General features: G+C 72.8%; 20 protein-coding genes and 1 riboswitch. Of the genes, 5 read left to right on the forward strand and 15 right to left on the reverse strand.

Features of this window, described 5'->3' with window-relative positions:
• Positions 1–33: 33 nt before the first annotated feature.
• The 5 genes from ribH to ACGFSH_RS21670 form a co-directional block, all read right to left on the reverse strand.
• Complete coding sequence (ribH, locus tag ACGFSH_RS21650; protein ID WP_109001591.1) at positions 34–519, reverse strand: 6,7-dimethyl-8-ribityllumazine synthase; 486 nt, start codon at positions 517–519, stop codon at positions 34–36.
• Positions 520–604: 85 nt separating this feature from the next.
• On the reverse strand, positions 605–1894 hold the full coding sequence (locus ACGFSH_RS21655; RefSeq protein ID WP_393350988.1) for a bifunctional 3,4-dihydroxy-2-butanone-4-phosphate synthase/GTP cyclohydrolase II: 1290 nt from the start codon (positions 1892–1894) through the stop codon (positions 605–607).
• Complete coding sequence (pnuC, locus tag ACGFSH_RS21660; protein ID WP_393350989.1) at positions 1891–2532, reverse strand: nicotinamide riboside transporter PnuC; 642 nt, start codon at positions 2530–2532, stop codon at positions 1891–1893. Before pnuC ends, ACGFSH_RS21655 begins: the two co-directional genes overlap by 4 nt.
• Positions 2529–3152 carry a riboflavin synthase gene (locus tag ACGFSH_RS21665; RefSeq protein ID WP_393350991.1) on the reverse strand — a complete coding sequence of 208 codons (624 nt, stop codon included), beginning with the start codon at positions 3150–3152 and terminating at the stop codon, positions 2529–2531. Before ACGFSH_RS21665 ends, pnuC begins: the two co-directional genes overlap by 4 nt.
• Before the next feature lie 146 nt (positions 3153–3298).
• Positions 3299–3429: riboswitch (FMN riboswitch) on the reverse strand.
• 292 nt (positions 3430–3721) lie between these two features.
• On the reverse strand, positions 3722–5101 hold the full coding sequence (locus tag ACGFSH_RS21670; protein WP_393350994.1) for an ROK family transcriptional regulator: 1380 nt from the start codon (positions 5099–5101) through the stop codon (positions 3722–3724).
• Positions 5102–5234: 133 nt separating this feature from the next.
• Between ACGFSH_RS21670 and ACGFSH_RS21675 the strand changes: the two genes are divergently transcribed.
• A complete protein-coding gene (locus ACGFSH_RS21675) occupies positions 5235–6455 on the forward strand; it encodes an MFS transporter (RefSeq protein WP_393350997.1) in 1221 nt (406 codons plus the stop codon).
• Here the strand turns inward: ACGFSH_RS21675 and ACGFSH_RS21680 are convergent.
• Entirely contained in the window at positions 6415–6873 is a 459-nt protein-coding gene (locus ACGFSH_RS21680; protein ID WP_393350999.1) for an acyl-CoA thioesterase, read from the reverse strand. The two genes, ACGFSH_RS21675 and ACGFSH_RS21680, sit on opposite strands and share 41 nt — an antisense overlap.
• 130 nt (positions 6874–7003) lie before the next feature.
• Between ACGFSH_RS21680 and ACGFSH_RS21685 the strand changes: the two genes are divergently transcribed.
• Together ACGFSH_RS21685 and ACGFSH_RS21690 are read left to right on the forward strand one after the other, a co-directional pair.
• Positions 7004–8383, forward strand: a complete 1380-nt coding sequence (locus tag ACGFSH_RS21685) for a uracil-xanthine permease family protein (RefSeq protein WP_393351000.1) — start codon at positions 7004–7006, stop codon at positions 8381–8383.
• 181 nt (positions 8384–8564) lie between these two features.
• Complete coding sequence (locus ACGFSH_RS21690) at positions 8565–9215, forward strand: DUF5995 family protein (RefSeq protein WP_393351625.1); 651 nt, start codon at positions 8565–8567, stop codon at positions 9213–9215.
• Positions 9216–9238: 23 nt separating this feature from the next.
• On the opposite strand, the gene ACGFSH_RS21695 is transcribed toward ACGFSH_RS21690, so the two are convergent.
• The 3 genes from ACGFSH_RS21695 to ACGFSH_RS21705 form a co-directional block, all read right to left on the reverse strand.
• Positions 9239–10936, reverse strand: coding sequence for a flavin monoamine oxidase family protein (locus ACGFSH_RS21695; protein WP_393351002.1), 1698 nt, complete (start codon positions 10934–10936; stop codon positions 9239–9241).
• 53 nt (positions 10937–10989) lie between these two features.
• The gene (locus ACGFSH_RS21700; RefSeq protein ID WP_393351004.1) at positions 10990–11778 is read right to left on the reverse strand and encodes a carbon-nitrogen hydrolase family protein; all 789 of its coding nucleotides are present in this window, start codon (positions 11776–11778) and stop codon (positions 10990–10992) included.
• A 605-nt stretch (positions 11779–12383) separates the two neighbouring features.
• Positions 12384–13544, reverse strand: coding sequence for an MFS transporter (locus tag ACGFSH_RS21705; RefSeq protein ID WP_393351627.1), 1161 nt, complete (start codon positions 13542–13544; stop codon positions 12384–12386).
• A 169-nt stretch (positions 13545–13713) separates the two neighbouring features.
• Between ACGFSH_RS21705 and ACGFSH_RS21710 the strand changes: the two genes are divergently transcribed.
• Positions 13714–14181, forward strand: a complete 468-nt coding sequence (locus ACGFSH_RS21710; protein WP_393351006.1) for a hypothetical protein — start codon at positions 13714–13716, stop codon at positions 14179–14181.
• On the opposite strand, the gene ACGFSH_RS21715 is transcribed toward ACGFSH_RS21710, so the two are convergent.
• From ACGFSH_RS21715 to rpe, 6 genes are all read right to left on the reverse strand, one after another.
• The gene (locus tag ACGFSH_RS21715) at positions 14170–14622 is read right to left on the reverse strand and encodes an Lrp/AsnC family transcriptional regulator (RefSeq protein ID WP_055638498.1); all 453 of its coding nucleotides are present in this window, start codon (positions 14620–14622) and stop codon (positions 14170–14172) included. The genes ACGFSH_RS21710 and ACGFSH_RS21715 overlap by 12 nt on opposite strands.
• Positions 14623–14632: 10 nt before the next feature.
• On the reverse strand, positions 14633–16108 hold the full coding sequence (locus tag ACGFSH_RS21720) for an amino acid permease (protein WP_393351008.1): 1476 nt from the start codon (positions 16106–16108) through the stop codon (positions 14633–14635).
• Between the two features lie 236 nt (positions 16109–16344).
• Positions 16345–17787, reverse strand: a complete 1443-nt coding sequence (locus ACGFSH_RS21725) for a GuaB1 family IMP dehydrogenase-related protein (protein WP_393351629.1) — start codon at positions 17785–17787, stop codon at positions 16345–16347.
• 131 nt (positions 17788–17918) lie between these two features.
• The gene (locus ACGFSH_RS21730) at positions 17919–18224 is read right to left on the reverse strand and encodes a barstar family protein (RefSeq protein WP_393351010.1); all 306 of its coding nucleotides are present in this window, start codon (positions 18222–18224) and stop codon (positions 17919–17921) included.
• 148 nt (positions 18225–18372) lie between these two features.
• Positions 18373–19416: a sugar-binding transcriptional regulator gene (locus ACGFSH_RS21735; RefSeq protein ID WP_393351012.1), complete on the reverse strand. Its 1044-nt coding sequence runs from the start codon at positions 19414–19416 to the stop codon at positions 18373–18375.
• A gap of 90 nt (positions 19417–19506) precedes the next feature.
• Positions 19507–20193: a ribulose-phosphate 3-epimerase gene (rpe, locus tag ACGFSH_RS21740; protein ID WP_393351014.1), complete on the reverse strand. Its 687-nt coding sequence runs from the start codon at positions 20191–20193 to the stop codon at positions 19507–19509.
• Positions 20194–20354: 161 nt separating this feature from the next.
• Between rpe and ACGFSH_RS21745 the strand changes: the two genes are divergently transcribed.
• The gene (locus ACGFSH_RS21745) at positions 20355–22505 is read left to right on the forward strand and encodes an MMPL family transporter (protein ID WP_393351016.1); all 2151 of its coding nucleotides are present in this window, start codon (positions 20355–20357) and stop codon (positions 22503–22505) included.
• Positions 22506–22520: the final 15 nt, after the last annotated feature.

Genomic DNA, 22520 nt, shown 5'->3' on the forward strand with positions numbered 1-22520 from the left:
GGTGAGGTCAGCCTAGCTCCAACACCGGGTCGGTCAGTGCCAGGGTTCGGATACTGAGCGGAGGGTGGCCGCGGTGGCCACCGCCGCCGTCACCGCCTCGTGCCCCTTGTCCTCGTTGGAGCCCTCAAGGCCGGCCCGGTCCAGGGCCTGCTCCTCGGTGTCACAGGTGAGGACGCCCATGCCGACGGGCACCCCGGTCTCGACGGACACCTGGGTGAGGCCCTGGACGACGCCCTGGCACACGTACTCGAAGTGCGGCGTGCCGCCCCGGATGACGACGCCGAGGGCGACGATCGCGTCGTACCCGCGGCCGGCCAGCGCCTTGGCCACGACCGGGAGTTCCCAGCTGCCGGGGACGCGCAGCAGGGTCGGCTCGTCGATGCCGAGGTCGTGCAGGGCGCGCAGCGCGCCGTCGACCAGGCCGTCCATCACCTTCTCGTGCCACTGGGCCGCGATGACGGCGACCCGGAGGTCACCCACATTGCGTACGGACAGTTCCGGTGCGCCCTTGCCGCTCACGTTCTCGTCTCTCCTCGGTGTCGTTCGGTGCTGTCGGTGCTGGGGGTGCTGCCGGCGCCGGTGATGCCGTCGGCGCCGGCGGTGGTCACTGGTTGCCGCAGGGGGACACGGGGGCCGCGTCCAGCCAGGGCAGGTCGTGTCCCATCCGGTCCCGCTTGGTGCGCAGGTAGCGGATGTTGTGCTCGCCGGCCTGCACGGGCATGGGCTCGCGCCGGGTGACCTCGATGCCGTGCCGGACCAGCGCCTCGGTCTTCTCGGGGTTGTTGGTCATCAGGCGGACGCTGTGCACGCCGAGGTCGTCGAGGATCTGCGCCCCGGCCCCGTAGTCGCGGGCGTCGGCGGGCAGGCCCAGCTCCAGGTTGGCGTCCAGGGTGTCGTGGCCCTGTTCCTGGAGTTCGTAGGCGCGCAGCTTGGACAGCAGGCCGATGCCCCGGCCCTCGTGTCCGCGCAGGTAGACGACCACGCCCCGGCCCTCGCTCTGGATGCGCTCCAGGGACGCGTCCAGCTGGGGCCCGCAGTCGCAGCGCTGGGAGGCGAAGACGTCGCCGGTGAGGCATTCGGAGTGGACGCGGACCAGGACGTCCGCGCCGTCGCCGATCTCACCGTGGACGAGGGCGACGTGCTCGACGCCGTCGACGGTGGAGCGGTAGCCGTAGGCGGTGAACGTGCCGTGGACGGTGGGCAGTCGGGTCTCGGCCTCGCGGCGCACGGTGGGCTCCGAGCCACGGCGGTAGGCGATCAGGTCCTCGATGGAGATGATCGTCAGGCCGTGCTTGCGGGCGAAGGGGATCAGCTCCGGCAGCCGGAGCATCCGGCCGTCCTCGCCGGCGATCTCGACGATGGCGCCGGCCGGCCGCAGGCCCGCGAGGCGGGCGAGGTCGACGGCGGCCTCGGTGTGGCCGTTGCGGGTCAGCACGCCGCCGGACTTGGCCCGCAGCGGGAAGACGTGACCGGGCCGGACGAAGTCGGCCGCCTGCGCCCGGCCGCCCGCCAGGAGCCGGAGGGTGGTGGCGCGGTCGGCGGCGGAGATGCCGGTGGTGACGCCGTGGGCGGCGCTCGCGTCGACGGAGACCGTGAACGCGGTCTTCATCGACTCGGTGTTGTCCTGGACCATCTGCGGGAGCTCCAGCCGCTCCAGCTCCTCGCCCTCCATGGGGGCGCAGATCAGGCCGCGGCACTCGCTCATCATGAAGGCGACGATCTCGGGGGTGGCCATCTCCGCGGCGACGACGAGATCGCCCTCGTTCTCGCGGTCCTCGTCGTCGACGACCACGACGGGGCGGCCGGCCGCGATGTCGGCGATGGCCTGTTCGACCGGGTCGAGGGAGAAGTCCTCGACGCCCTCGGTGCTGTAGAGGATCGGTGCTGTGCTCATGCCGGCGCTCCTTCCAGAGCGGGTTGCGAGGCCTTGCGGGAGCGCAGCCACCAGTCGCGCATGCCCCACAGGACCAGCGCGCCGTAGATGACGTACACGAAGCCGGAGAAGGCGTAGCCGTTGGCGAAGTTGAGGGGGACGCCGACGACGTCGACGAGGAGCCAGGCGATCCAGAACTCGACCATGCCGCGCGCCTGGGCGTACATGGCGACGACGGTGCCGACGAAGATGTAGGCGTCGGGCCACGGGTCCCAGGACAGGGACGGGTAGGCCTTGAAGAGCAGGGCCACGGCGACGGTGCCGAGGGCCGCCGCGCCGGCCATGGCCGCGCGCTCGGTCCAGGTGGCGAAGCGGGGGGTGATCTGCCCGTCCGCCGAGCGCCCCCTGCTGCGGTTCCACTGCCACCACCCGTACAGCGCGACGACCATCACGACGACCTGCTTGCCGGCGCTGCCGGCGAGATGGCCGTAGAAGGCGACGAAGAGGACGAGGCCGGAGAGGAACTGCACCGGCCAGGTCAGCAGCGAACGGCGCCAGCCGAGGGCGAGCGTGATCAGGCCGAGGATGTTCCCGATCATGTCCGACCAGATGATGTGCTGGTCGAACATGACGAAGGCCTCGGAGTTCAGCCAGTTCACAGCGCCGCTCCCGGGGTGCCGGTCGCGCCCTGCGTGCTCGCCAGCAGGCGTTCCACGTACTTCGCGACGATGTCCACCTCGAGGTTGACCGGGTCGCCGGGCTGCTTGAGGCCGAGCGTGGTCAGGGCGAGGGTGGTGGGGATGAGGCTGACGGTGAAGTGGTCGGAGCCGGCGTCGACGACCGTGAGGCTGATGCCGTCGACGGTGATCGAGCCCTTCTCCACGACGTAGCGGGCGAGGCCGTCGGGCAGCGAGATCTTGACGATCTCCCAGTTCTCGGAGGGCCTGCGCTCCAGTACCGCGCCGGTGCCGTCGACATGGCCCTGCACGATGTGCCCGCCGAGGCGTGCGCCGACGGCGGTGGGGCGTTCGAGGTTGACCCGGGAGCCGACGCCGAGGGCGCCGAGGCTGGAACGGTTCAGGGTCTCCGCCATGACGTCGGCGGTGAACTCGTCGCCCTCGTGTTCGACGACGGTGAGACAGACCCCGTTCACGGCGATGGAGTCGCCGTGCTTCGCGCCGTCGGTCACGACGGGGCCGCGCAGCCGGAAGCGGGAGGCGTCGCCGAGATTCTCGACGGCGGTGACCTCACCCAGCTCTTCGACGATTCCGGTGAACACTTCCCGGGTCCTCCTGCCTCTTCGGGCACGAACTCCGGGGCCTGTCGATGACGACAGCAGGTACGGGCGAGGACACCGGGAGCGACGCCGGACAGACTCGTCCACGGACGAGTACATCTACGACGGCGCGCACGAATGCCCGCCCGCCGCGCACTGCCTCCCATCCGGACTTTAACCGTCGGTCCAGGAATTTCACCTGGTCAACCGGCCGCTGGAAGCGGCCGGGTCGCGGACTGTAACCGCCGGTTCGGACTTTCACCGACCCCGGAGTGCGCTGCTTTAGGTACAGGGTCAGTGTGCCATGCCGGATGCGCGTCCATACAGGTGAAGGATGTGGGCTGCCTCACAGAGCGTCGCGACCGCGTGCGCGTGCGTCACCGCCGCCTCCGCCCGCCCGCCGAACTCGCCATTGGTCCATACCTATTGACGCTTTGGTCTAGTCCTTTCTAGGGTCGACGCGTACGGCCCGGCGGCGGTGACGACGGCCCTTGCCCGCCGCCGGGTCCCCCTCGGCGCACGCGGATCCGACGGGGCGTGCGCGGGGCGACCGCGCGCGTACGAGCCGAGGACTACCTGGCGACGCGCATCCGTCGCTGAGCGGCCTCCGGCAGGGCGCGCGGCTCTCGCTCACCGCTGCCGAACAGCTCGTCCTGTGCGGATTCGCGGGCCGTGAGCAGCGCTCCGCGCAGGACCGCGCCGCCGCCCAGGGCGCTGGGGCGCACCTCGGTCGGCAGGGGCGCCATCCGGCGCAGCCGCCGCGCCACCCGGAGCGCCAGCTCTTCGCCGCCGGCCCGCCCGACCTCACCGCCGAGGACCACGCAGCCGGGGTCGAGGACCGCGACGACGGAGGCGACGCCGAGGGTCAGCCGGTCGGCGAGGGCGTCGAGGAACCGGTCGGCGGCGTCGCCCGACCGCCTCCCCGCCGGGGCGGCGGAGGCGTTCCAGACGTCCGTGCGGCGGTCGACGCCGGCTTCGGCGGGGGCGGGCACGTCGGTCGGGGCGGTCGTGGCCGCCGGAGGGTGGTCGTCGGGCGGGGCCGGGCGGGTCGCCGCCACTGCCCGGCGCACCAGTTCGGCGGCGGCCGGTTCGCCGGTCCGGGTCGGTGGCCCCGCCGCCAGGCCGTGCTCGTCCGCCAGGGCGGTGATCGCCGCCGAGCCGGCCAGGGAATGGAAGCCTCCCTCGCATCCCGTGGCCGAGGGCAGGCCGTCGGTGCCCGGGACCGGCAGGAAGCCGATCTCGCCGGTGCCTCCGGAGGCGCCCCGGCGCAGGGTGCCGTCCAGCACGACGGCCGCGCCGACGCTGTGGCCGAGCCACAGCAGGACGAAGGTGTCGCGGTCGCGGGCGCCGCCCTCGCGCTGTTCCGCCAGCGCGGCCAGGTTGGTCTCGTTCTCGACGTGCAGGCGGGCGTCGGGGAACCTTTCCCGGAGGGCCGCCATCAGCCGGCGGTGCCATTCGGGCAGCCCGCTGGAGTCGTGCAGCTCGCCGCTCACCGGGTCGATGAGGCCGGGCGCGCCGACGCCCAGGGTGTGCAGCGGGTCGGCCCCCGCGTCCTTGGCCGCCCGTTCGACGAGGGCGACCGCCCGCTCGACGGCCGTGCCCGTGCCGAGGTCGCCGCCGATCGGCACGGACGCCTCGGCGAGCACCTCCCCGACGAGGTCGGAGACGAGCACCGCGACGCCCTCGGTGCGCACGTCCAGGGCGGCCAGGTGGGCGCGGCCCGCGACGATGCGGTAGAGCCTCGCGTTCGGTCCGCGGCGCCGCTCCCCCGTCTCCCCCGCGACCTCGATCAGCCCCGAGGCGGTGAGACGTTCGACGAGGTCGGCGACGGTCGGCCGGGACAGACCGGTGAGCTGTTTCAACTGCCCGGCCGTCAACGGGCCTTCGCGTTGCAGCAGCCGCAGGGCGAGCCGGTCGTTGATGACCCGGGCGGTGCTCGGGGATGCGGGCATGGCGGGAATCCTCCCACGGCCGAGGGGGACTCGGCCGACGGGTCGCGACCGTTCCCTCTATTTATCAGGCAGGGTTCCTGATAGTTTACGTCGGCATCGCGACGAGGCGGCGCGAACCCGGAAAGGGCGAGGAATGAGCGGAGCGGGCGACGTGGACCACACCCCCACGCAGGTGCGGCGGGCCCGGTACGCCGTCGCGGCGGTGTTCGCCGTGCACGGCGCGGTCACCGGTTCGTTCGCCACCCGGGTGCCGTGGATCCAGGACCACGCCGACGTCTCCACCGGGCAGCTCGGCTTCGCCCTGGCCTTCACCGCGTTCGGCGCGGCCTGTGCGATGCCCCTGGCCGGCTCGGTCAGCCATCGGCTCGGCAGCCGCACCGCCCTGCGCGTACTGCTCGCGCTGTGGACGCTGTCGCTGCTGCTGCCCGCCCTCGCGCCCAACCTGCCGCTGCTGTGTCTGGCGATGTTCACGTACGGGGCCGCGGCCGGCATGGCGGACGTCGCGATGAACGCCCTCGGCGTCGAGGTGGAACGCCGGCTGGGCAGGTCGATCATGTCGGGCCTGCACGGCATGTGGAGCGCGGGTGCGCTGGTCGGCTCGGCCGGCGGCACGCTCGCCGCGCACCTGGGCGCGGACGCCCGTCTGCATCACGCCCTCGCCGCGGCCGTGCTCACCGCCCTCGGGCTCCTGGCCTGCCGATGGGTGCTGGACATCAGGCCGACCGAGGACGAGGAGCCGCCCCCGCGGTTCGCGCTGCCGCCGCGCTCGGCCCTGCTGATCGGCGCCGTCGGGTTCTGCGCGGTCTTCGCGGAGGGCGCGAGCCTGGACTGGTCGGCGGTGTACCTGCGCGACCGGCTCGCCTCCTCGGCGGGCGTCGCGGCGGCCTGCACCACCGGCTTCATGCTCACCATGGCGGTGGCCCGGATCGCGGGGGACGCGGTGGTGAACCGGTTCGGGGCGGTGCGCACGGTGCGTGCGGGAGGCGTCCTGGCCGCGCTGGGCGGGCTGTTGATCGTCGTCGCGGGTCATCCGGCGGTGGCGATCGGCGGGTTCGGGCTGATGGGGCTCGGCATCGCGGTCGTCGTACCGCTGTGCTTCGCCGCGGCCGGCCACAGCGGGCCCAACCCCAGCCAGGCCATCGCGGGCGTCGCGACCATCACGTACACCTCGGGGCTGATCGCCCCCAGCCTGATCGGCGGGGTGGCGCAGGCGACCAGCCTGACGGTGTCGTTCGTCGTCGTGACGGCGCTCGCCCTCGGACTGGTGGCCTTCGCCGGCGTGCTGCGCGGCGGCGAGCGCACGGGTGCGAAGGTCAGTCCGCAGGCCGCAGCAGTGCCCGGCCCCCGCTCCTGAGGGTCTCACTCCAGGGCGCGGGGCGCATGGTCGCCGCGTCCAGCCGCACGAGGACGCGTTCCCCGCGCGCGTAGGTCAGCGTCCCGTCCGACGAACAGAACCGGAAGCCGTACGTCAGCCCCGTGGTGCCGAGCCGCTCCAGCCACAGGTGCACGGCGTACGCGCCCGTCCTGGTGACCGGGGCCTCGTAGCTGATCCGCAGTTCCCTGACGGCGTTGCAGGCGTCGCCGGCGGTGGCCCAGTCGCCCTCGAAGCGCACGCCGTACTCCTGCCACAGCCCCGTCCAGGCGCGTTCGACCATGAGCGGGTAGCGGGCGTTGTGCAGCAGTCCGAGCGCGTCCAGGTCGTCGAAGTGGACGGTGACGGGGACGAGCCGGCCGTACGACACAGCGGGGGCGGGCGGGGCTTCGGCGGTCACGGCGGGCACTCCTGTGCGGGTACGGAACAACGGCCACCATCCTAAGCCGCCCCTAAGCGGTCGCTCACCCTCCCCCGGGCACGTGAGAATGACCAGGACAGCCGTTCCCTCACGAAAGCGACCCGCACCCATGGATCTCGGCGTCCGCTGGAAACTGCACGGCGACGGACGCACCCCCGCGCCCGGCGCGGTCGTCCGCCCCGACGAGCGGCTGTCCTGGCCGCGCACGGTGGGTCTGGGCGCCCAGCACGTGGTGGCGATGTTCGGCGCGAGCTTCGTGGCACCGGTCCTCATGGGCCTGGACCCCAACCTCGCCATCATGATGTCGGGCGTCGCGACCGTCGTCTTCCTGCTCGCCACGCGCGGCCGGGTGCCCAGCTACCTCGGGTGCTCCCTGTCGTTCGTGGGCGTCGCGGCGGTCATCCGCGCGCAGGGCGGGACGAGCGCCACGGTCACCGGCGCGGTGTTCGTCGTCGGGGTCGCGCTGTTCGCCGTCGGACTGGCCGTGCAGCGGTTCGGGGCGCGGATCATCCACGCCGCGATGCCCCCGATCGTCACGGGCGCCGTGGTGATGCTGATCGGCTTCAACCTCGCCCCGGTCACCGCCTCGACCTACTGGCCGCAGGACCAGTGGACCGCGCTGCTGGTCATGGCGTGCACCGCCGCGGCCGTGGTCTGTCTGCGCGGGTTCTGGTCGCGCATCGCGATCTTCCTCGGTCTCGTCCTCGGATACGCCGTGTCCTGGGCGTTCGACCGGATCTTCGGCCGGATCCACTCCGCCGACGCGAGCGGCAAGGTCACCGACCACTGGCGGCTCGACCTGTCCGGCGTCGCCCACGCCGACTGGATCGGCCTGCCCTCCTTCCACGGCCCGTCCTTCGACTGGTCGGCGGTGCTGGTGGCCCTGCCGGTGGTGATCGCGCTGGTCGCGGAGAACGCCGGGCACGTCAAGGCGGTCGGCGAGATGACCGGCGACGACCTGGACGACCGGCTCGGCACGGCGATCTCCGCCGACGGCGTCGGCTCCATGCTGTCCACCGCCCTGGGCGGCCCGCCCAACACGACGTACTCCGAGAACATCGGCGTGATGGCCGCGACCCGCGTCTACTCGACGGCCGCGTACTGGGCCGCCGCCGGGTTCGCCCTCCTGTTCGGCCTGTGCCCGAAGTTCGGCGCGATCGTCGCCGCGATCCCCGGCGGCGTCCTCGGCGGCATCACCGTCATCCTGTACGGCATGATCGGCCTGCTCGGCGCGCAGATCTGGATCACCGCCGGCGTCGACCTGCGCAACCCGCTGAACCTGGTGCCGGCCGCGGCGGGCATCATCATCGGCGTCGGCAACGTCACGATGACGTTCACCGACACGTTCTCGCTGAGCGGCATCGCGCTCGGCACCGTCGTCGTCATCACCGGCTACCACGCGCTGCGCGCCTTCGCGCCCGACCATCTCAAGGCGCAGCGGCCGCTGCTCGACGAGGGCACGAGCAGCTACGACGACGCCGGTTCCTAGGGCGCGTTCCGGGCCGAACCCGCCCGGCGCGACGGGCCCGTTCGCCCGTTCCGGGGAAGCGTCGGGCTCGCCGCCCCGCGGGGCCGTCCCGGACTGCCACCCTGCCCCCATGCCGCGATTGACACAGTTCCCCCCGCCCGCCGAGGCGGACGCCGACCCGTCCGTGCCGCTCGCCGTGAGCATCGACGACGTGCTCGCCCGGATGCGCGCCCTGGACGCGGCCCTGCCCGCCCGGGACGGCGTCGCGGTCTTCAACCGCGTCTACCTGGCGGTGACCCGGGAAGTGGACCGGCGCATCGACCGGGGTCGCTTCCCGGACCCGCAAGCCGCGGCCACGCTGGACGTGCGGTTCGCCCAGCGCTACCTGGACGCGGTCGACCCGGCGCCGTCGGACGGGCGCGCGCCGGCCTGCTGGCGTCCGCTGCTTCAGTTCCGCCGCCATCCCGGCGTGCGGCCGCTGCAGTTCGCGCTCGCGGGCGTCAACGCGCACATCGGGCACGACCTCGCGCTCGCCGTGGTGGACGCCTGTCACAGCCTCGGCTGCGAACCGGCCGACCTGGAGGACGAGTTCGACCGGGTGGGCGACGTCCTCGTCTCGCTGGAGGAGCGCGTCCGCGAGGAGCTGATGCCGGGCCCCGACCTGCTGCAGATCGCCGACCCGCTGACCCACCTGCTCGGTGCCTGGAGCCTGGAACGGGCCCGGGACGCCACCTGGACGGCGGCCCGGGCCCTGTGGGCGCTGCGCCGACTGCCCGACGTGGCACAGGAGTTCACCGAACGGCTCGACACGGCCGTCGGGTTCGCGGGACGGATGATGCTCACCCCGCTCTGAGCCCCGGGGGACGAGGCCCGCCCTCAGTCCTCCGGCAGTTCCACCGGCGCGATCTCGTCGTACACGTCGCCCGGACCGGGGTTGGTCGCGTCGGTCGTGCCGCCGAAGTGGTGCATCACGCCCCAGACCGCGTTCAGCGCGGTCTGGACCGCGCCCTCGGCCCAGCCGGCCGTCCAGGAGATGTCGTCGCCCGCCAGGAAGATGCCCCGCTTGTCCTCGGGCAGCCGGTCCTGCATGAAGTGTGTGAACAGGCGGCGCTGGTAGCGGTAGTGGCCGGGCAGGTTGGCCTTGAACGCGCCCATGAAATAGGGCTCGTTCTCCCAGGACACCGTCACCGGGCTGCCGATGACGTGCTTCCTGATGTCGACCTTCGGATAGATCTCCCCGAGCGACTTCAGCATGACCTCCATCCGCTCGTTCGCCGACAGCGGCAGCCACTTCAGGCTGTCGTCGCACCAGGTGTACGACAGGCAGATGACGGCGGGCTTGCCGGGGCCGTCGTCGAGCAGGTAGGTGCCGCGCGTCATGCGGTCGGTGAGCGTCATCGACATGACGTCCCGGCCCGTCTCCTCGTCCTTGTCCAGCCAGAACGGCCGGTCCACGGGCACGAAGAGCTTGCTGGACTCCATGTAGTGGGTGCGCTCGATGGCGGTCCAGTGGTCGATCGGGAAGAGCGAGTCGTCGCAGGCGATCTTCGACAGCAGCATCCAGGACTGGGCGGTGAAGACCGCCGCGCGGTAGGTGCGGATGTCGCCCGCCGCGTCCGTCACGGTGATCCGGTTTCCGGCGGTGCGGTGCAGCCGGGTCACGGCCGGACGCGGTTCGCGGCGCTCGTGCAGGCTCGCCAGCGACGTGCCGTACGGCCAGTGGACGATCTTCTGCGGCTCGCGCTCCCAGAGCCGCAGCGGGAGCTGCTGGCTGCCGCCGACGATCCCGCGGTGGTGGTCGTCCGCCTCGGTGTAGACGACCCGGAGGATCTCCAGGATGGAGTTGGGGAAGTCGGTGTCCCAGCCGCCCGTGCCGAAGCCGACCTGGCCGAAGATCTCTCGGTGGCGGAAGGACCGGAACGCCTCGGAGTCGCAGAGGAAGCCGTAGAAGGTCTGGTTGTCGAGCTTCTCGACGAGCTTCGCCCAGATCTCGCGTATGCGCGGCACGTCGCGCTCGCGCATGGCCCGGTTCATGTCGGAGAAGTCCGCGCCCTCCTCCAGGCACTTGTTCCAGGCGGCGGCGACGTCGCGGTAGACCTGCGGCAGGTCGTCGATCGTCTCGGCGTAGTGGGACTCGCCCTTGAGGTCGACGACCGTCGAGGGCGTCGCCTCGGCCAGCGGGTTGGGGAAGGGCTCGGTCTGCAGGCCCACCAGGTCGATGTAGTGCTGGAGCGCCGTGGAGGACGGCGGGAAGCGCATCGCGCCCATCTCGGCGGTCAGGGAGGGGTCGCAGCCCTCGAAGCCGACGGTGCGCAGCCGCCCGCCGATCTTGTCGGCCTCGTAGACGACCGGCTTGAGGCCCATCTTCATCAGCTCGTAGGCGGCCACGATGCCCGAAAGACCGCCGCCGATGACGGCGACCTCGGCTCCGTGCTCGGTCGCGGGGACCTGGCCGAGCCCCGCCGGGTGGGCGAGGAAGTCGTCGTACGCGTACGGGAAGTCCGGGCCGAACATGGTGATCGGCGGCTGGTGCTCGTCTGCGTGCTCGACGGCGTTGGGCACGGTGGACGTCATGGGGTGCGGACTCCTTGCGGCGAAGACGAGGGGACTCGGGGAGCGAGGGGGCTTCAGACCAGGGACCCGTAGAGGCCGGGGCGGCGGTCGTGCAGATACGGGTTGGCCGCCCGGGACGCGGCGAGGGCGACGGGGTCGGCGTCGGCGAACACCAGCTCCTCCTCGCGTCCGGCGCGGGCCCGGACGATCCCGTCGGGCCCGGCCAGCGCGGACAGTCCGACGAACTCGAACTCCCCTTCCCGCCCGGCCCGGTTGACGTAGGCGACGTACATCTGGTTCTCGAAGGCGCGCACCGGGATCATCGACTCGGCGACGAACTGGAAGGGGTGCATCTGCGCGGTCGGCACGACGAGCAGGTCGGTGCCGGCCAGGGCGTGGGCGCGCACGTTCTCCGGGAACTCGACGTCGTAGCAGATCATCAGGCCGACGGTGAGGCCGTTCAGCTCGGCCTGGACCACGGTCTGCCCGCCCGGGCTGAACTGCTCGCGCTCGAAGCAGCCGAAGAGGTGGGTCTTGCGGTAGTTCGCGAGCCGGACGCCCTCGGCGGAGATCAGCTGCGCGGAGTTGAAGACCGTCTCGCCGTCCCGCTCGGGGTAGCCGTAGGCGATCGCGAGGCCGTGCCGCGTGGCGAGCTCGGCCACGGCGTCCGCGGAGTCGCCGTCGGCGGGCTCGGCGAGGCGGGCGACGTCGTCGCCGATCGCGTAGCCGGTGAGGAACAGCTCGGGGGCGACCAGCAGCGCGGCGCCCGCGGCAGCCGCCCGCTCCGCGGCCTCGTCGAGCACCTTGAGGTTCTCGACGACGGATCCGGGGCGGCCGGAGCTCTGGAGCAGGGCGGTGCGCATGCGTGATCCTCACCGGGGTACGAGGGGGCGGGGGCAGCCGTCGCGGGGGCTGCCGGGAGGGCCGTCGCGAGACCGTCGCGGGGGCCAGATAGACCGTACGGTCGGTCGCGCGGGCCCGACAAGCAGGAGCCGTTGCGCACCCGTGAGCGGATTGTTGCGTGCGCGGGGGCCACGACGGCGATTCGTTGCGCACCCACCGGCCCTTCTCCCCCCGGGGCCGCCGCCCCGGCCACGACCAAGGCCGACGAACGCCCACCGCGCCCTGCCCGGAACGGCCGACCCGGGCGTGGCCAAGCCCGTCGTCCGCCCACCGCGCCTCACCGTGCCGGCTCCCCGGTCGCCGACCCGGCCGTGGTCACCGCCGCGGCCACCGCCCTGGACAGCCCACCGCGCCCTGCCCGGAACGGCCGACCCGGGCGTGGCCAGGACCGTCGCCGTGGCCGCGGCATCGCGCTCACGGTCGCCGACCCCACGGCCGTGGCCGGCGCCGCCATCGGGAACGGCGCCGGGCCGAGCACACCACGCACCGGGCATCGCGCACCGCGCCCGAGGGCGATCCGGCGAACCCGCACACGCCGTAGACGCCGACGCCCTCGCACCCTAGGTCAGCGCGGCCCCGACCGTGCCCTCGGCCTCCGCGCCCCCGCCAGCGCCAGCGCCGTCATGAGGTACGGCACCGCGCACGCCGCGAACGCGGTGCCGTGGCCGAAGGCCGAGCCCAGGAACCCGTACACCCCGTACACGCCGATGGTCAGCACGTCCGTGCCCAGGCCCGCCACCGAGGTCAGGGTGGCCCGGCCCGCGCCCTCGATGCGGCGCTGGAGGCGGACGTCGGCCAGCACGGTCGCGAGCTGGAAGCCGCCGAAGGCGAGGGCGACGAGGACGATGCCGACGGGCCTGCCCGTGAGCGCGCCCGCGGCCAGGGCGAGCGCGGCGCCCGCGAGGAGCACGGCGAGTCCGGTGCGGCCGAGGCGTTCCGCCGGGCCGGCGAGCAGGCTGCCGGCCGTCACCGCGGCCCAGATCAGCACGAGCAGACGGGGGACCTCGGCGTCGGGGACGCCGGTCTCCCCGACCAGCAGCGGGGTGTACTCGTCCAGCGCCCCCCACACCGCCGTGACGGCCGGCACGAGCAGCAGGGCACCGAGGACCCGCCGGTCAGCCCGGACGTCGGCGAACCCGGCGCGCAGGGTGGCGGCCCAGCCGCCCTCGGACGGCGCGGCCGGGGTGCGGTGCTCGGGGAAGCGGGTGGCGGCCGCGGCGCAGAGCAGGGCGGCCAGCACACTCGCCGCGCCGACGGCCCGGTAGCCGCCGGCCGCGAGGACCGGGCCCGCCAGTGCCGTCGCCGTCATCACGGCCGCCTGGCCCAGGGCGTGGGCGCGGCCCGTCATGCGGGCGTAGCGGTCCGCCGCGCCGGCCCGTTCCAGCTCCTCGTAGACCAGCGCCTCCAGCGCGCCGGAGGCCAGCGCGCCGCGCGCTCCCCACAGGACGAACCCGGCCGCGAAGGCCCCGTACGACGGGACGAGCACCCACAGCGCGAAGCCGGCCGCGCCCAGCAGCGGGCCCAGCCACAGGAGCAGGCGCCGGGACACGGCGTCGGCCCAGGCGCCGGAGGGGACCTCCAGCATGACGCCGGTCAGCGACCACAGGACGAAGAGGGAGGAGATCTGCCCGACGGACAGCCCGCTGTCCGCGAAGAGCAGGACGTACACCGGGTAGAGCAGCACGAACTCGTCGAGGAACGCGTACGCGTAGAGCGTGGCGGTCAGTCGACGGACGCCGGAGCCGGTCGTGGATCAATGTCGCCAGGTCATGCGTCGATGCTAGCGGCGTCCGGTCCGGCCGCCCAGGGGTTTTCCGGCCCACCCGCCCGGCCGGGCGTTCGCGTCCTGTGGGACAGTCGCGGTGGGGGACGGGTCCGACGTCACGGAGGTCCTGATGGAGAACACCGCACTGCCCCGCGTGGACGAGCTCGCGACGGTCGTCCCGGCGGAGCGCGCGGAGGTCTGGCGCGCGCTCGGCGAGGTGCTCGGCCGTGCCTTCGCCGGGCGGGGCTGGGCCCGCTACGCCCGTCTGGTCGGGGCCGACGAGCGCACGGCGTCCGGGCCGTGGCCGCTCGCCGCGGGGGCGACGCTCGCCGGTTTCCGGGTGGCCGAGGTGGTCCCGGACCGGCGGCTGGTCCTGGTGGGAGGGCATCGCTTCGCGTCGTACTCGCTGGCCTTCCGACTCGACGAGGCGGGGCCGGGCCGCACCCGGCTGAGCGCCGAGACGCGGGCCGTGTTCCCCGGCCGGGCCGGAACCCTGTACCGGGCTCTGGTCATCGGCACGGGCGGCCACCGGGTCCTCGTGCTGCGGATGCTGGCCGGGGTCCGCCGGTGCGCGCGGGCCGGCAGGTCAGGTGGGTGAGCCCGAGGAGAAGCGGCGCAGCAGCGGGGAGAGCACCAGCACCGACTTCGTGCGTTCCACGAAGGGCTCCCCCGCGATCCGTTCCAGGACGCGTTCGAAGTGGCGCATGTCGGCGGCGAAGACCTGGGCGACGGCGTCCGCCTCGCCGGTGACGGTGGACGCCGCCACGACCTCCTGGTAGCGCTCCAGGCCCCGCTGGATGGTCTCCGGGGAGGTGTTGCGCCGGCAGTAGATCTCGACGAACCCCTCGGTCTCCCAGCCGAGGGCCGCCGGGTCGACCCGCACGGTGAAGCCGGTGATGGCTCCGGTCGCCCGCAGCCGGTCCACGCGCCGTTTGACGGCGGGCGCGGACAGGCCCACCAGGTGCCCGATGTCCGCGTAGGAGCGGCGGGCGTCCTCGGCGAGGGCGTGCACGATGCGTTCGTCGAGATCGTTCAGCACAGTGGGTCGATCACTTCTCAGATGGTGCGGGTGACGCGAGTCGGGAGCGGCGGTGGCCGTAAAGGAAGTAGAACACGAGCCCGACCGCCATCCAGACTCCGAAGACCACCCAGGTGACGGCCGACAGGCTGCCCATCATCCACACGCAGAGGCCGAAGCCCACGGCGGGCAGGACCGGCGACAGCGGTACGCGGAAGGTGCGGGGCATCTCCGGGCGGGTCCGGCGCAGCACCACGACGGCGATGTTGACGAGGCCGAAGGCGAACAGGGTGCCGATACTGGTGGCGTCCGCCAGCTGGCCGAGCGGGATCGCGGCGGCCAGGACGCCGCAGAAGAGCGACACGATCACCGTGTTGGCGCGCGGCGTGCCGGTCCTCGGGTGAACCCTGGAGAACACCTTGGGCGCCAGGCCGTCCCGCGACATCGCGAAGAGGATTCGGGTCTGGCCGTACAGGACGGTCAGGACGACGCTGGCGATGGCGATGACGGCGCAGAAGGCGAGGAGGGTCCCCCAGAAGGACTGTCCGGTCACCTCGCGCATGATCTGGGCGAGGGCGGCCTCGGAGTCGCCGAACTGCCGCCACGGCTTGGCGCCGACGGCCACGGCCGCGACGAGCACGTACAGCGCGGTGACGACGACCAGCGACAGCATGATGGCCCGCGGCAGGTCGCGCTGGGCGTTCTTGGCCTCCTCGCCGGCGGTGGAGGCGGCGTCGAAGCCGATGTACGAGAAGAACAGGGTCGCCCCGGCAGCGCTGACGCCGGCCATGCCCATCGGCATGAAGTTCTCGTAGTTGCCGGAGCGCAGGCCCTGGACGCCGATGGCGCAGAACATCACCAGCGCGGCGATCTTCACGGTGACCATGATCGTGTTGGCGCGGGCGGACTCGCGGGCGCCGCCGAGCAGGAAGGCCATCGCCAGCAGGACGACGAGGAGGGCGGGCAGGTTGAACACGCCCCCGTCGCCGGGCGGCGCCGACAGCGCGTCGGGGATGGTGACGCCTATGGTCCCGTCGAGCAGTTCGTTGAGGTACTCGCCCCAGCCGACGGCGACGGCGGCCACCGAGACGCCGTACTCCAGGACCAGGCACCAGCCGCAGATCCAGGCGATCAGTTCGCCCATCGTCGCGTATGCGTACGAGTACGAGGACCCGGCGACCGGGATGGTGCCGGCCAGCTCCGCGTAGGAGAGCGCCGAGAAGAGGGCCGTGAGACCGGCGATCACGAAGGAGAGGGTGACGGCCGGTCCGGCCTTGGGGACGGCCTCGCCGAGCACGACGAAGATGCCGGTGCCGAGCGTGGCGCCGATGCTGATCATGGTGAGCTGCCACAGCCCGAGCGAGCGGCGCAGGGATCCGCCCTCGCCCTGGCCGCCTTCGGCGACCAGGGCTTCCACGGGCTTGCGCCGCATGAGGCGCGCGAACGGCCCCGGGGACGCGGGGGCGGGGTTGTTGCGCTGGTGCGGGGGTGCGCCTTGGTCGAGCACGCGCTGACTCCTTCGTCGCTGCCTTGCGGCGTCGCGGGGACCGGCGGCGCACCTGTGCGTTCAGGGACCCGCCGAGCGGGGTCCCCGCCACACTGCGTACAGCGCAGAACCCTACGAGCCGGGACGTTGCCGCTGTAATGCAGCAACCTTGCGCGTGCCCGCATGATCATTGCGTTCATCCCGGCACGGCGGGTGTTCGTTGCGCACCCCGTGCGGGGTGCCGCGAACGGGAGGTTCTAGCTCCAGCTGGCGTGCAGCGGCTTGCCCTCCGCGTAGCCGGCCGCGCTCTGGACGCCCACGACGGCCTTCTCGGCGAACTCCTCCAGGGACGCCGCGCCCGCGTAGGTGCAGGACGACCGCACGCCCGCGATGATCGAGTCGACCAGGTCCTCGACGCCGGGGCGGGCCGGGTCGAGGAACATGCGGGAGGTGGAGATGCCCTCCTCGAACAGGGCCTTGCGGGCCCGGTCGTAGGAGGACTCCTCGGAGGTGCGGTTGCGCACGGCCCGCGCGGACGCCATGCCGAACGACTCCTTGTAGGGGCGGCCGTTCGCGTCGTGCTGGAGGTCGCCCGGGGACTCGAAGGTGCCGGAGAACCAGGAACCGACCATCACGTTGGACGCGCCCGCGGCGAGCGCCATGGCGACGTCGCGGGGGTGGCGGACACCGCCGTCGGCCCACACGTGCTTGCCGTGCTTCCTGGCCTCGGCCGCGCACTCCAGGACGGCCGAGAACTGCGGCCGTCCCACGCCGGTCATCATGCGGGTGGTGCACATCGCGCCGGGGCCCACGCCGACCTTGATGATGTCGGCGCCGGCCTCGATCAGGTCCCTGACGCCCTCGGCGGAGACGATGTTGCCGGCCACGATGGGCACCCGGGGGCCGAGGGCGCGCACGGTGCGGATCGCGCTGATCATCGACTCCTGGTGGCCGTGCGCGGTGTCGATGACGAGGGTGTCCACACCGGCGTCGAGGAGCTGCTTGGCCTTGCCCGCGACGTCGCCGTTGATGCCGACGGCCGCGGCGATGCGCAGCTTGCCCTGTGCGTCGACGGCCGGGGTGTAGAGCGTGGCGCGCAGGGCGCCCTTGCGGGTGAGGATGCCGGCGAGCCGCCCTTCGGCGTCGACGGCGGGGGCGTAGCGCCGGTTGGCCGCGTCGAGGGTGTTGAAGGCCTCGCGCGGGTCGATCGCGGCGTCGAGGAGCAGCAGGTCGCGCGACATGACGACCTCCAGCTGCGTGAAGCGGTCGACGCCGCTGAGGTCCGCGTCGGTGACGACGCCGACCGGACGGAAGTCGTCGTCGACGACGACGCCGGCGTTGTGCGCGCGCTTGGGCAGCAGGGCCAGGGCGTCGGCGACGGTCTGGTGCGGGGCGAGCACGATCGGGGTGTCCAGCACCAGATGGCGGCTCTTGACCCAGGTGACGACGTCGGTGACGACGTCGATCGGAATGTCCTGCGGGATCACCACGAGTCCGCCGCGGCGGGCCACGGTCTCGGCCATGCGGCGACCGGCGACGGCGGTCATGTTGGCGACGACCAGCGGGATCGTGGTGCCCGTGCCGTCCGGGGCGCCGAGGTCCACGGCCTGACGCGACCCGACCGCGCTGCGGCTCGGCACCATGAAGACGTCGTCGTAGGTGAGGTCGTAGGCGGGCTGGATGTCGTTGAGGAAACGCACGTGCTGCACATCCCAGTCGATCAGAGGTGACCCCCGGACAGGTCAGCCAGGGGGAGAAGCACGTACTTCATTCTCCCATGAAGGCCGGGATGCGATGCCCGGACGGAACGTCCAAGCAGCTCACGGGGGCGTTAGGAGGATCCTCCGAGGGCGAGGACGACCGACAGGGCGGGCGTGCGGTCCACGGCGGAGGCGAACACCTCCTGGGCGATCTCCCACTCCTCGGGCCGGGACCTGGCGTACTGCCGCCAGTTGCGCACGACGACGAGCACCGGCCCGGACCCGGGCCCGTCGGGCAGGCCGGTGAGGCTGTCGGCGAGGGCGTCCCAGTTGCGGCCGAACCCGTCGGGCAGTTCGAGATGGCGGGCGCAGCGGTCCATGAGGGCCGCCTTGTCCAGGACGCCGTCGAGGTCCAGTTCGAGCATGTGCTCCGTCATCCGGGCACCGTCCCTAGCGAGTCGTGGTCACGGCGGAGGGGGGCGGTCCGAAGACCCGCCCCCCTCTTCTCTTCTCTCTGATCATTCCCGGCGCCCACCGGAATCCGACGGGATCCGCCGCGATCTGCCGGATCCCGTCCGCTGCCGGTCAGATGCCGTCGGGGTCCGACCGGTTGAGGGCGGGCTTGGGCGTCGGTCCGGCCGTCATCAGGAAGTCGGCCGCGGACGTGTCCGTCACCAGGCTGGTGACGAGCCCGGACCGCAGCACCGCGTCGATCGCGGCCGCCTTGCGCTGGCCGCCGGCGATCGCGACGACCTCGGGGATCCGGCGCAGCTGGTCGGCCTTGACCGTGATGCACCGCTCGCCCAGGTCACGGCCGACCCTGCGGCCGTCGGCGTCGAAGAGGTGGGCGGACATCTCCGCGGCGACGCCGAGGGAGGCGTAGTGCCCCCGTTCCTCGTCGCTGAGCATGTCGTAGACCGTCGAGATGCCCGGCTCCCAGGAGCCGATGGAGACGCAGGCGACCGTGACCTTGTCGAAGTAGTCGAAGGCCCGGGCGATCCCGGTCTGGTGGCGCAGCGCTATCGCGGTGGCCGCGTCCGGCAGCAGCATCGGCGCGTAGATGGGGTGCGCGTCGCCGCCGGACACCTGGGCGGCACGGCGCACCGCCTCGACGGAGCCGCGCTCGGCGGTCCCGGCGTCGTAGACGCCCGTCAGCTGCACGACCGTGCAGGGCGGAAGCCGGTCCAGCGCCGCCGCCATGTGGATCGTGGACCGGCCCCAGGCCAGTCCCAGCACGTCCCCCTCGTCGACCAGTTCGCCGAGCAGGTCGGCGGCCACTTCCCCCAGGTTCTCGGGGTCCGTGGTCTCCTCGGCCTCGGCCGGGGACTCGACCACGACGGCGTGCCTGAGGCCGTACCTGGCGCGGAGCGCGTCGGAGCGCTCGGCGTCCAGTTCGGCCGGCACGCGGATCTCGATCCGTACGAGATCCCGTTCGAGGGCGGTCTCCAGGACCCGGGCCACCTTGAAGCGGCTGACGCCGAACTCCTCCGCGATCTGGATCTTGGATTTGCCCTCGAGGTAGAAGCGGCGGGCCATGGCCGCCGCCTGCACCAGCTCAGCGGGTCCCATCCGCATGGCTGACCGGCCCGCCGACATACCCGACACGGCGTTCTCCTCACTGCTGTTCACACTCTGGATACGCCGTTCATCCTCGCAGATCCGGCGCAGTTGATCAGCTCTGGTGGGAGCCGTTCACATTCCTGTCGGCAACTGGTCGGTTCAGTGGGCACAACCCCAGGTGGCGCCGGCGGTCGCCGCCTCCGCCTGAGCGCGCAGGCCACGGACCGCCTCGGCCGGGTCGTCGGCACCGTACACGGCCGAGCCCGCGACGAAGACGTCCGCGCCCGCCTCGGCGCACCGCTCGATCGTGGCCGCCGAGACCCCGCCGTCGATCTGCAGCCACAGGTCGAGACCGTGCTTGCTGATCAACTCGCGGGTGCGGCGGATCTTGGGGAGCATGATGTCGAGGAAGGCCTGACCGCCGAAGCCGGGTTCGACCGTCATGATCAGCAGCATGTCCAGTTCGGGCAGCAGGTCCTCGTACGGCTCGATCGGCGTGGCGGGCCTGAGCGCCATGGAGGCGCGCGCGCCCTTCGCCCGGATCTCGCGGGCGAGCCGCACGGGCGCGGCGGCGGCCTCGACGTGGAAGGTGACGGACGAGGCGCCCGCCTCGACGTACTGCGGGGCCCAGCGATCGGGGGCCTCGATCATCAGATGGCAGTCCAGCGGAGTGTCCGTCGCACGGGCCAGTGACTCTACGACCGGCACACCGAGCGTGAGGTTCGGGACGAAATGGTTGTCCATGACGTCGACGTGGAGCCAGTCGGCTCCCTCGACCGCCTTCGCCTCGTCCGCGAGGCGGGCGAAGTCGGCGGACAGGATGCTGGGGTTGATCTGCACGGCCATGACCCAAGCCTGCCATGCCCCGCGGGGGTTGCGGGCACCGGTCCGGCGGGGCGAACGTGGTTCGTCGTCGGCGGACCGGGCGCGGCCGGTCCTGCGGCGCCGCGCGCCTCGCGCGGGACGCGGTCGCGGCCGGCGGCGGGGAACGGACTCGGGGGGCGGCGATGAACCAGCGGCGCGGGGTCGCACATCTGGTCTGCGGGCGGCGGGCCAAGTGGCTGGTGCTCGCGCTGTGGGTGGTGGTGCTGTTCCTGACGGCGCCCTTCGCCTCGAAGCTCTCCGACGCCCAGGACAACGACGCGGCCTCCTGGCTGCCGGGGTCGGCCGAGTCCACCCAGGTCCTGGAGATCTCGCAGGACTTCAGGCCGGAACAGATCCCGGCGGTCGTCGTCTACGCCCGCGACGACGGCCTGACGGCGCGGGACCGGGCCCGGATCGCCGAGGACGCCGCCGCTCTGCGGCGGCTCACCGACCACGGCATCCGGGGCGCCGAGACCCGCGGCCCCGTCTACGACCGCCCGGCCGACCCGCGTGCCGCCCAGATCTACGTGCCGATCACCATGGACGAGAAGGGCTGGCAGCGCATCGTGCCGGCCGTCGACTCGATCCGGGACGTCGTCGACGACGGCGGCGCCGGGCCGGCCGTGCACATCACCGGGCCGGGCGGCACCTCGGCCGACTTCTCCGAGGCCTTCGAGGGCATCGACTCGACCCTGCTGCTGTCCGCGATGGGCGTGGTCGTGGTCATGTTGCTGATCACCTACCGCAGCCCCACGCTGCTGCTCGTCCCGGTGCTCGGCGTGGTCGCCGCGCTCTTCACCGCACAGGCGCTGATCTACTTCCTGGCGCAGCACGCCGGTCTGACGGTGAACGGCCAGAGCGCCGGCATCCTGACGGTGCTGGTGTTCGGCGCGGGGACCGATTACGCCCTGCTGCTGGTCGCCCGCTACCGGGAGGAGCTGCGCCGTCACGAGGACCGGCACGAGGCGATGGCCCGCGCCCTGCACCGGGCGGGCCCGGCGGTGCTGGCCTCGGGCGCCACGGTCGTGCTGAGCATGCTCGTGCTGACCGTCGCCGAGATGAACTCCACCGCGGGGCTGGGCCCGGTGGCGGCCATCGGCGTGGCGGTCGCGCTGCTCGCGATGACGACCCTGTTCCCCGCGCTGCTGGTGATCCTGGGCCGCTGGATCTTCTGGCCGGTGATCCCGCACTCCGGCTCGGCCGACCCCACCGGGCGCGGCGCCTGGGCCCGCACCGGCCGGGGCATCGCCCGCCGCCCGCGCATGATCTGGGCCGTGACGACGCTCGTGCTCGCGGTCTGCTCCCTGGGGCTGATCCAGCTGCGCGCCGAGGGGATCTCCAACGCGGACGCCTTCACCGGCAAGCCCGACTCGATCACCGGCCAGGAGGTGTCGGAGCGGTACTTCCCGGCGGGCAGCGGCGACCCCCTCGTCATCGTGGCGGACCAGGCGCGGGCCCGGCAGGTGAGCCGGGCGGTGGCCGCCACCGACGGGGTCGTGCCGACGTCCCTCGCAGTGCCGCCGGGAACCCGGCCGGTCCATGACGGCAAGGTGCTGTTCGAGGCGACGACGACCGCGCCGTCGGACAGCGAGGCCGCGAAGCGGACCGTGGAACGGGTGCGGGACGCGGTGCACGCGGTGCCCGGCGCCGACGCCCTCGTCGGCGGCGGCACGGCGGCCCTGCTGGACATGGACGCGGCGACCACGCACGACAACCTCGTGATCATCCCGCTGGTCCTGGCCGTGGTCCTGCTGATCCTGTGCGGCCTGCTGCGCGCCCTGGTCGCGCCGCTGCTGCTGGTCGGCACGGTCATCCTGTCGTTCGCGGCGGCCCTGGGCCTCAGCGCGCTGGCGTTCCGCCATGTCTTCGACTACGCGGGCGAGTCCACCGACTTCCCGCTGTTCGTCTTCGTCTTCCTGGTGGCCCTGGGCATCGACTACAACATCTTCCTGACCACCCGGATCCGCGAGGAGGCCGTCCACCAGGGCACCCGCGAGGGCGTGGTGACGGGCCTGGCGGCGACCGGCGCGGTGATCACCTCGGCGGGCCTGGTCCTGGCCGGGACCTTCGCGGCGCTCGGCACGCTGCCCATGGTCGCCTTCGCGGAGATCGGATTCGCGGTGGCCCTCGGCGTCCTCCTGGACACCTTCATCGTGCGCTCGATCCTGGTCACCTCGCTGTTCCTGGACGTCGGCCCACGGGTGTGGTGGCCGCACCGGCTGTCCCGCGAGGACGGCGCCGCCGAGGCGCGGCGGCCGCCGGAACCGGAAGAGCAGAAAGAGCCCTTTGCATGACCATGCGAGTTCATG

Origin of the sequence: Streptomyces sp. NPDC048481 (genome assembly GCF_043200075.1) — a bacterium.
Taxonomy (GTDB): Bacteria; Actinomycetota; Actinomycetes; order Streptomycetales; family Streptomycetaceae; genus Streptomyces.

Bases quoted from the DNA above. Each gene is read 5' to 3' on its own strand.
- ACGFSH_RS21655 (WP_393350988.1), bottom strand. From the start codon at position 1,894: ATGAGCACAGCACCGATCCTCTACAGCACCGAGGGCGTCGAGGACTTC.
- ACGFSH_RS21670 (WP_393350994.1), bottom strand. From the start codon at position 5,101: ATGCCCGCATCCCCGAGCACCGCCCGGGTCATCAACGACCGGCTCGCC.
- ACGFSH_RS21675 (WP_393350997.1), top strand. From the start codon at position 5,235: ATGAGCGGAGCGGGCGACGTGGACCACACCCCCACGCAGGTGCGGCGG.
- ACGFSH_RS21685 (WP_393351000.1), top strand. From the start codon at position 7,004: ATGGATCTCGGCGTCCGCTGGAAACTGCACGGCGACGGACGCACCCCC.
- ACGFSH_RS21695 (WP_393351002.1), bottom strand. From the start codon at position 10,936: ATGACGTCCACCGTGCCCAACGCCGTCGAGCACGCAGACGAGCACCAG.
- ACGFSH_RS21700 (WP_393351004.1), bottom strand. From the start codon at position 11,778: ATGCGCACCGCCCTGCTCCAGAGCTCCGGCCGCCCCGGATCCGTCGTC.
- ACGFSH_RS21710 (WP_393351006.1), top strand. From the start codon at position 13,714: ATGGAGAACACCGCACTGCCCCGCGTGGACGAGCTCGCGACGGTCGTC.
- ACGFSH_RS21730 (WP_393351010.1), bottom strand. From the start codon at position 18,224: ATGACGGAGCACATGCTCGAACTGGACCTCGACGGCGTCCTGGACAAG.
- rpe (WP_393351014.1), bottom strand. From the start codon at position 20,193: ATGGCCGTGCAGATCAACCCCAGCATCCTGTCCGCCGACTTCGCCCGC.
- ACGFSH_RS21745 (WP_393351016.1), top strand. From the start codon at position 20,355: ATGAACCAGCGGCGCGGGGTCGCACATCTGGTCTGCGGGCGGCGGGCC.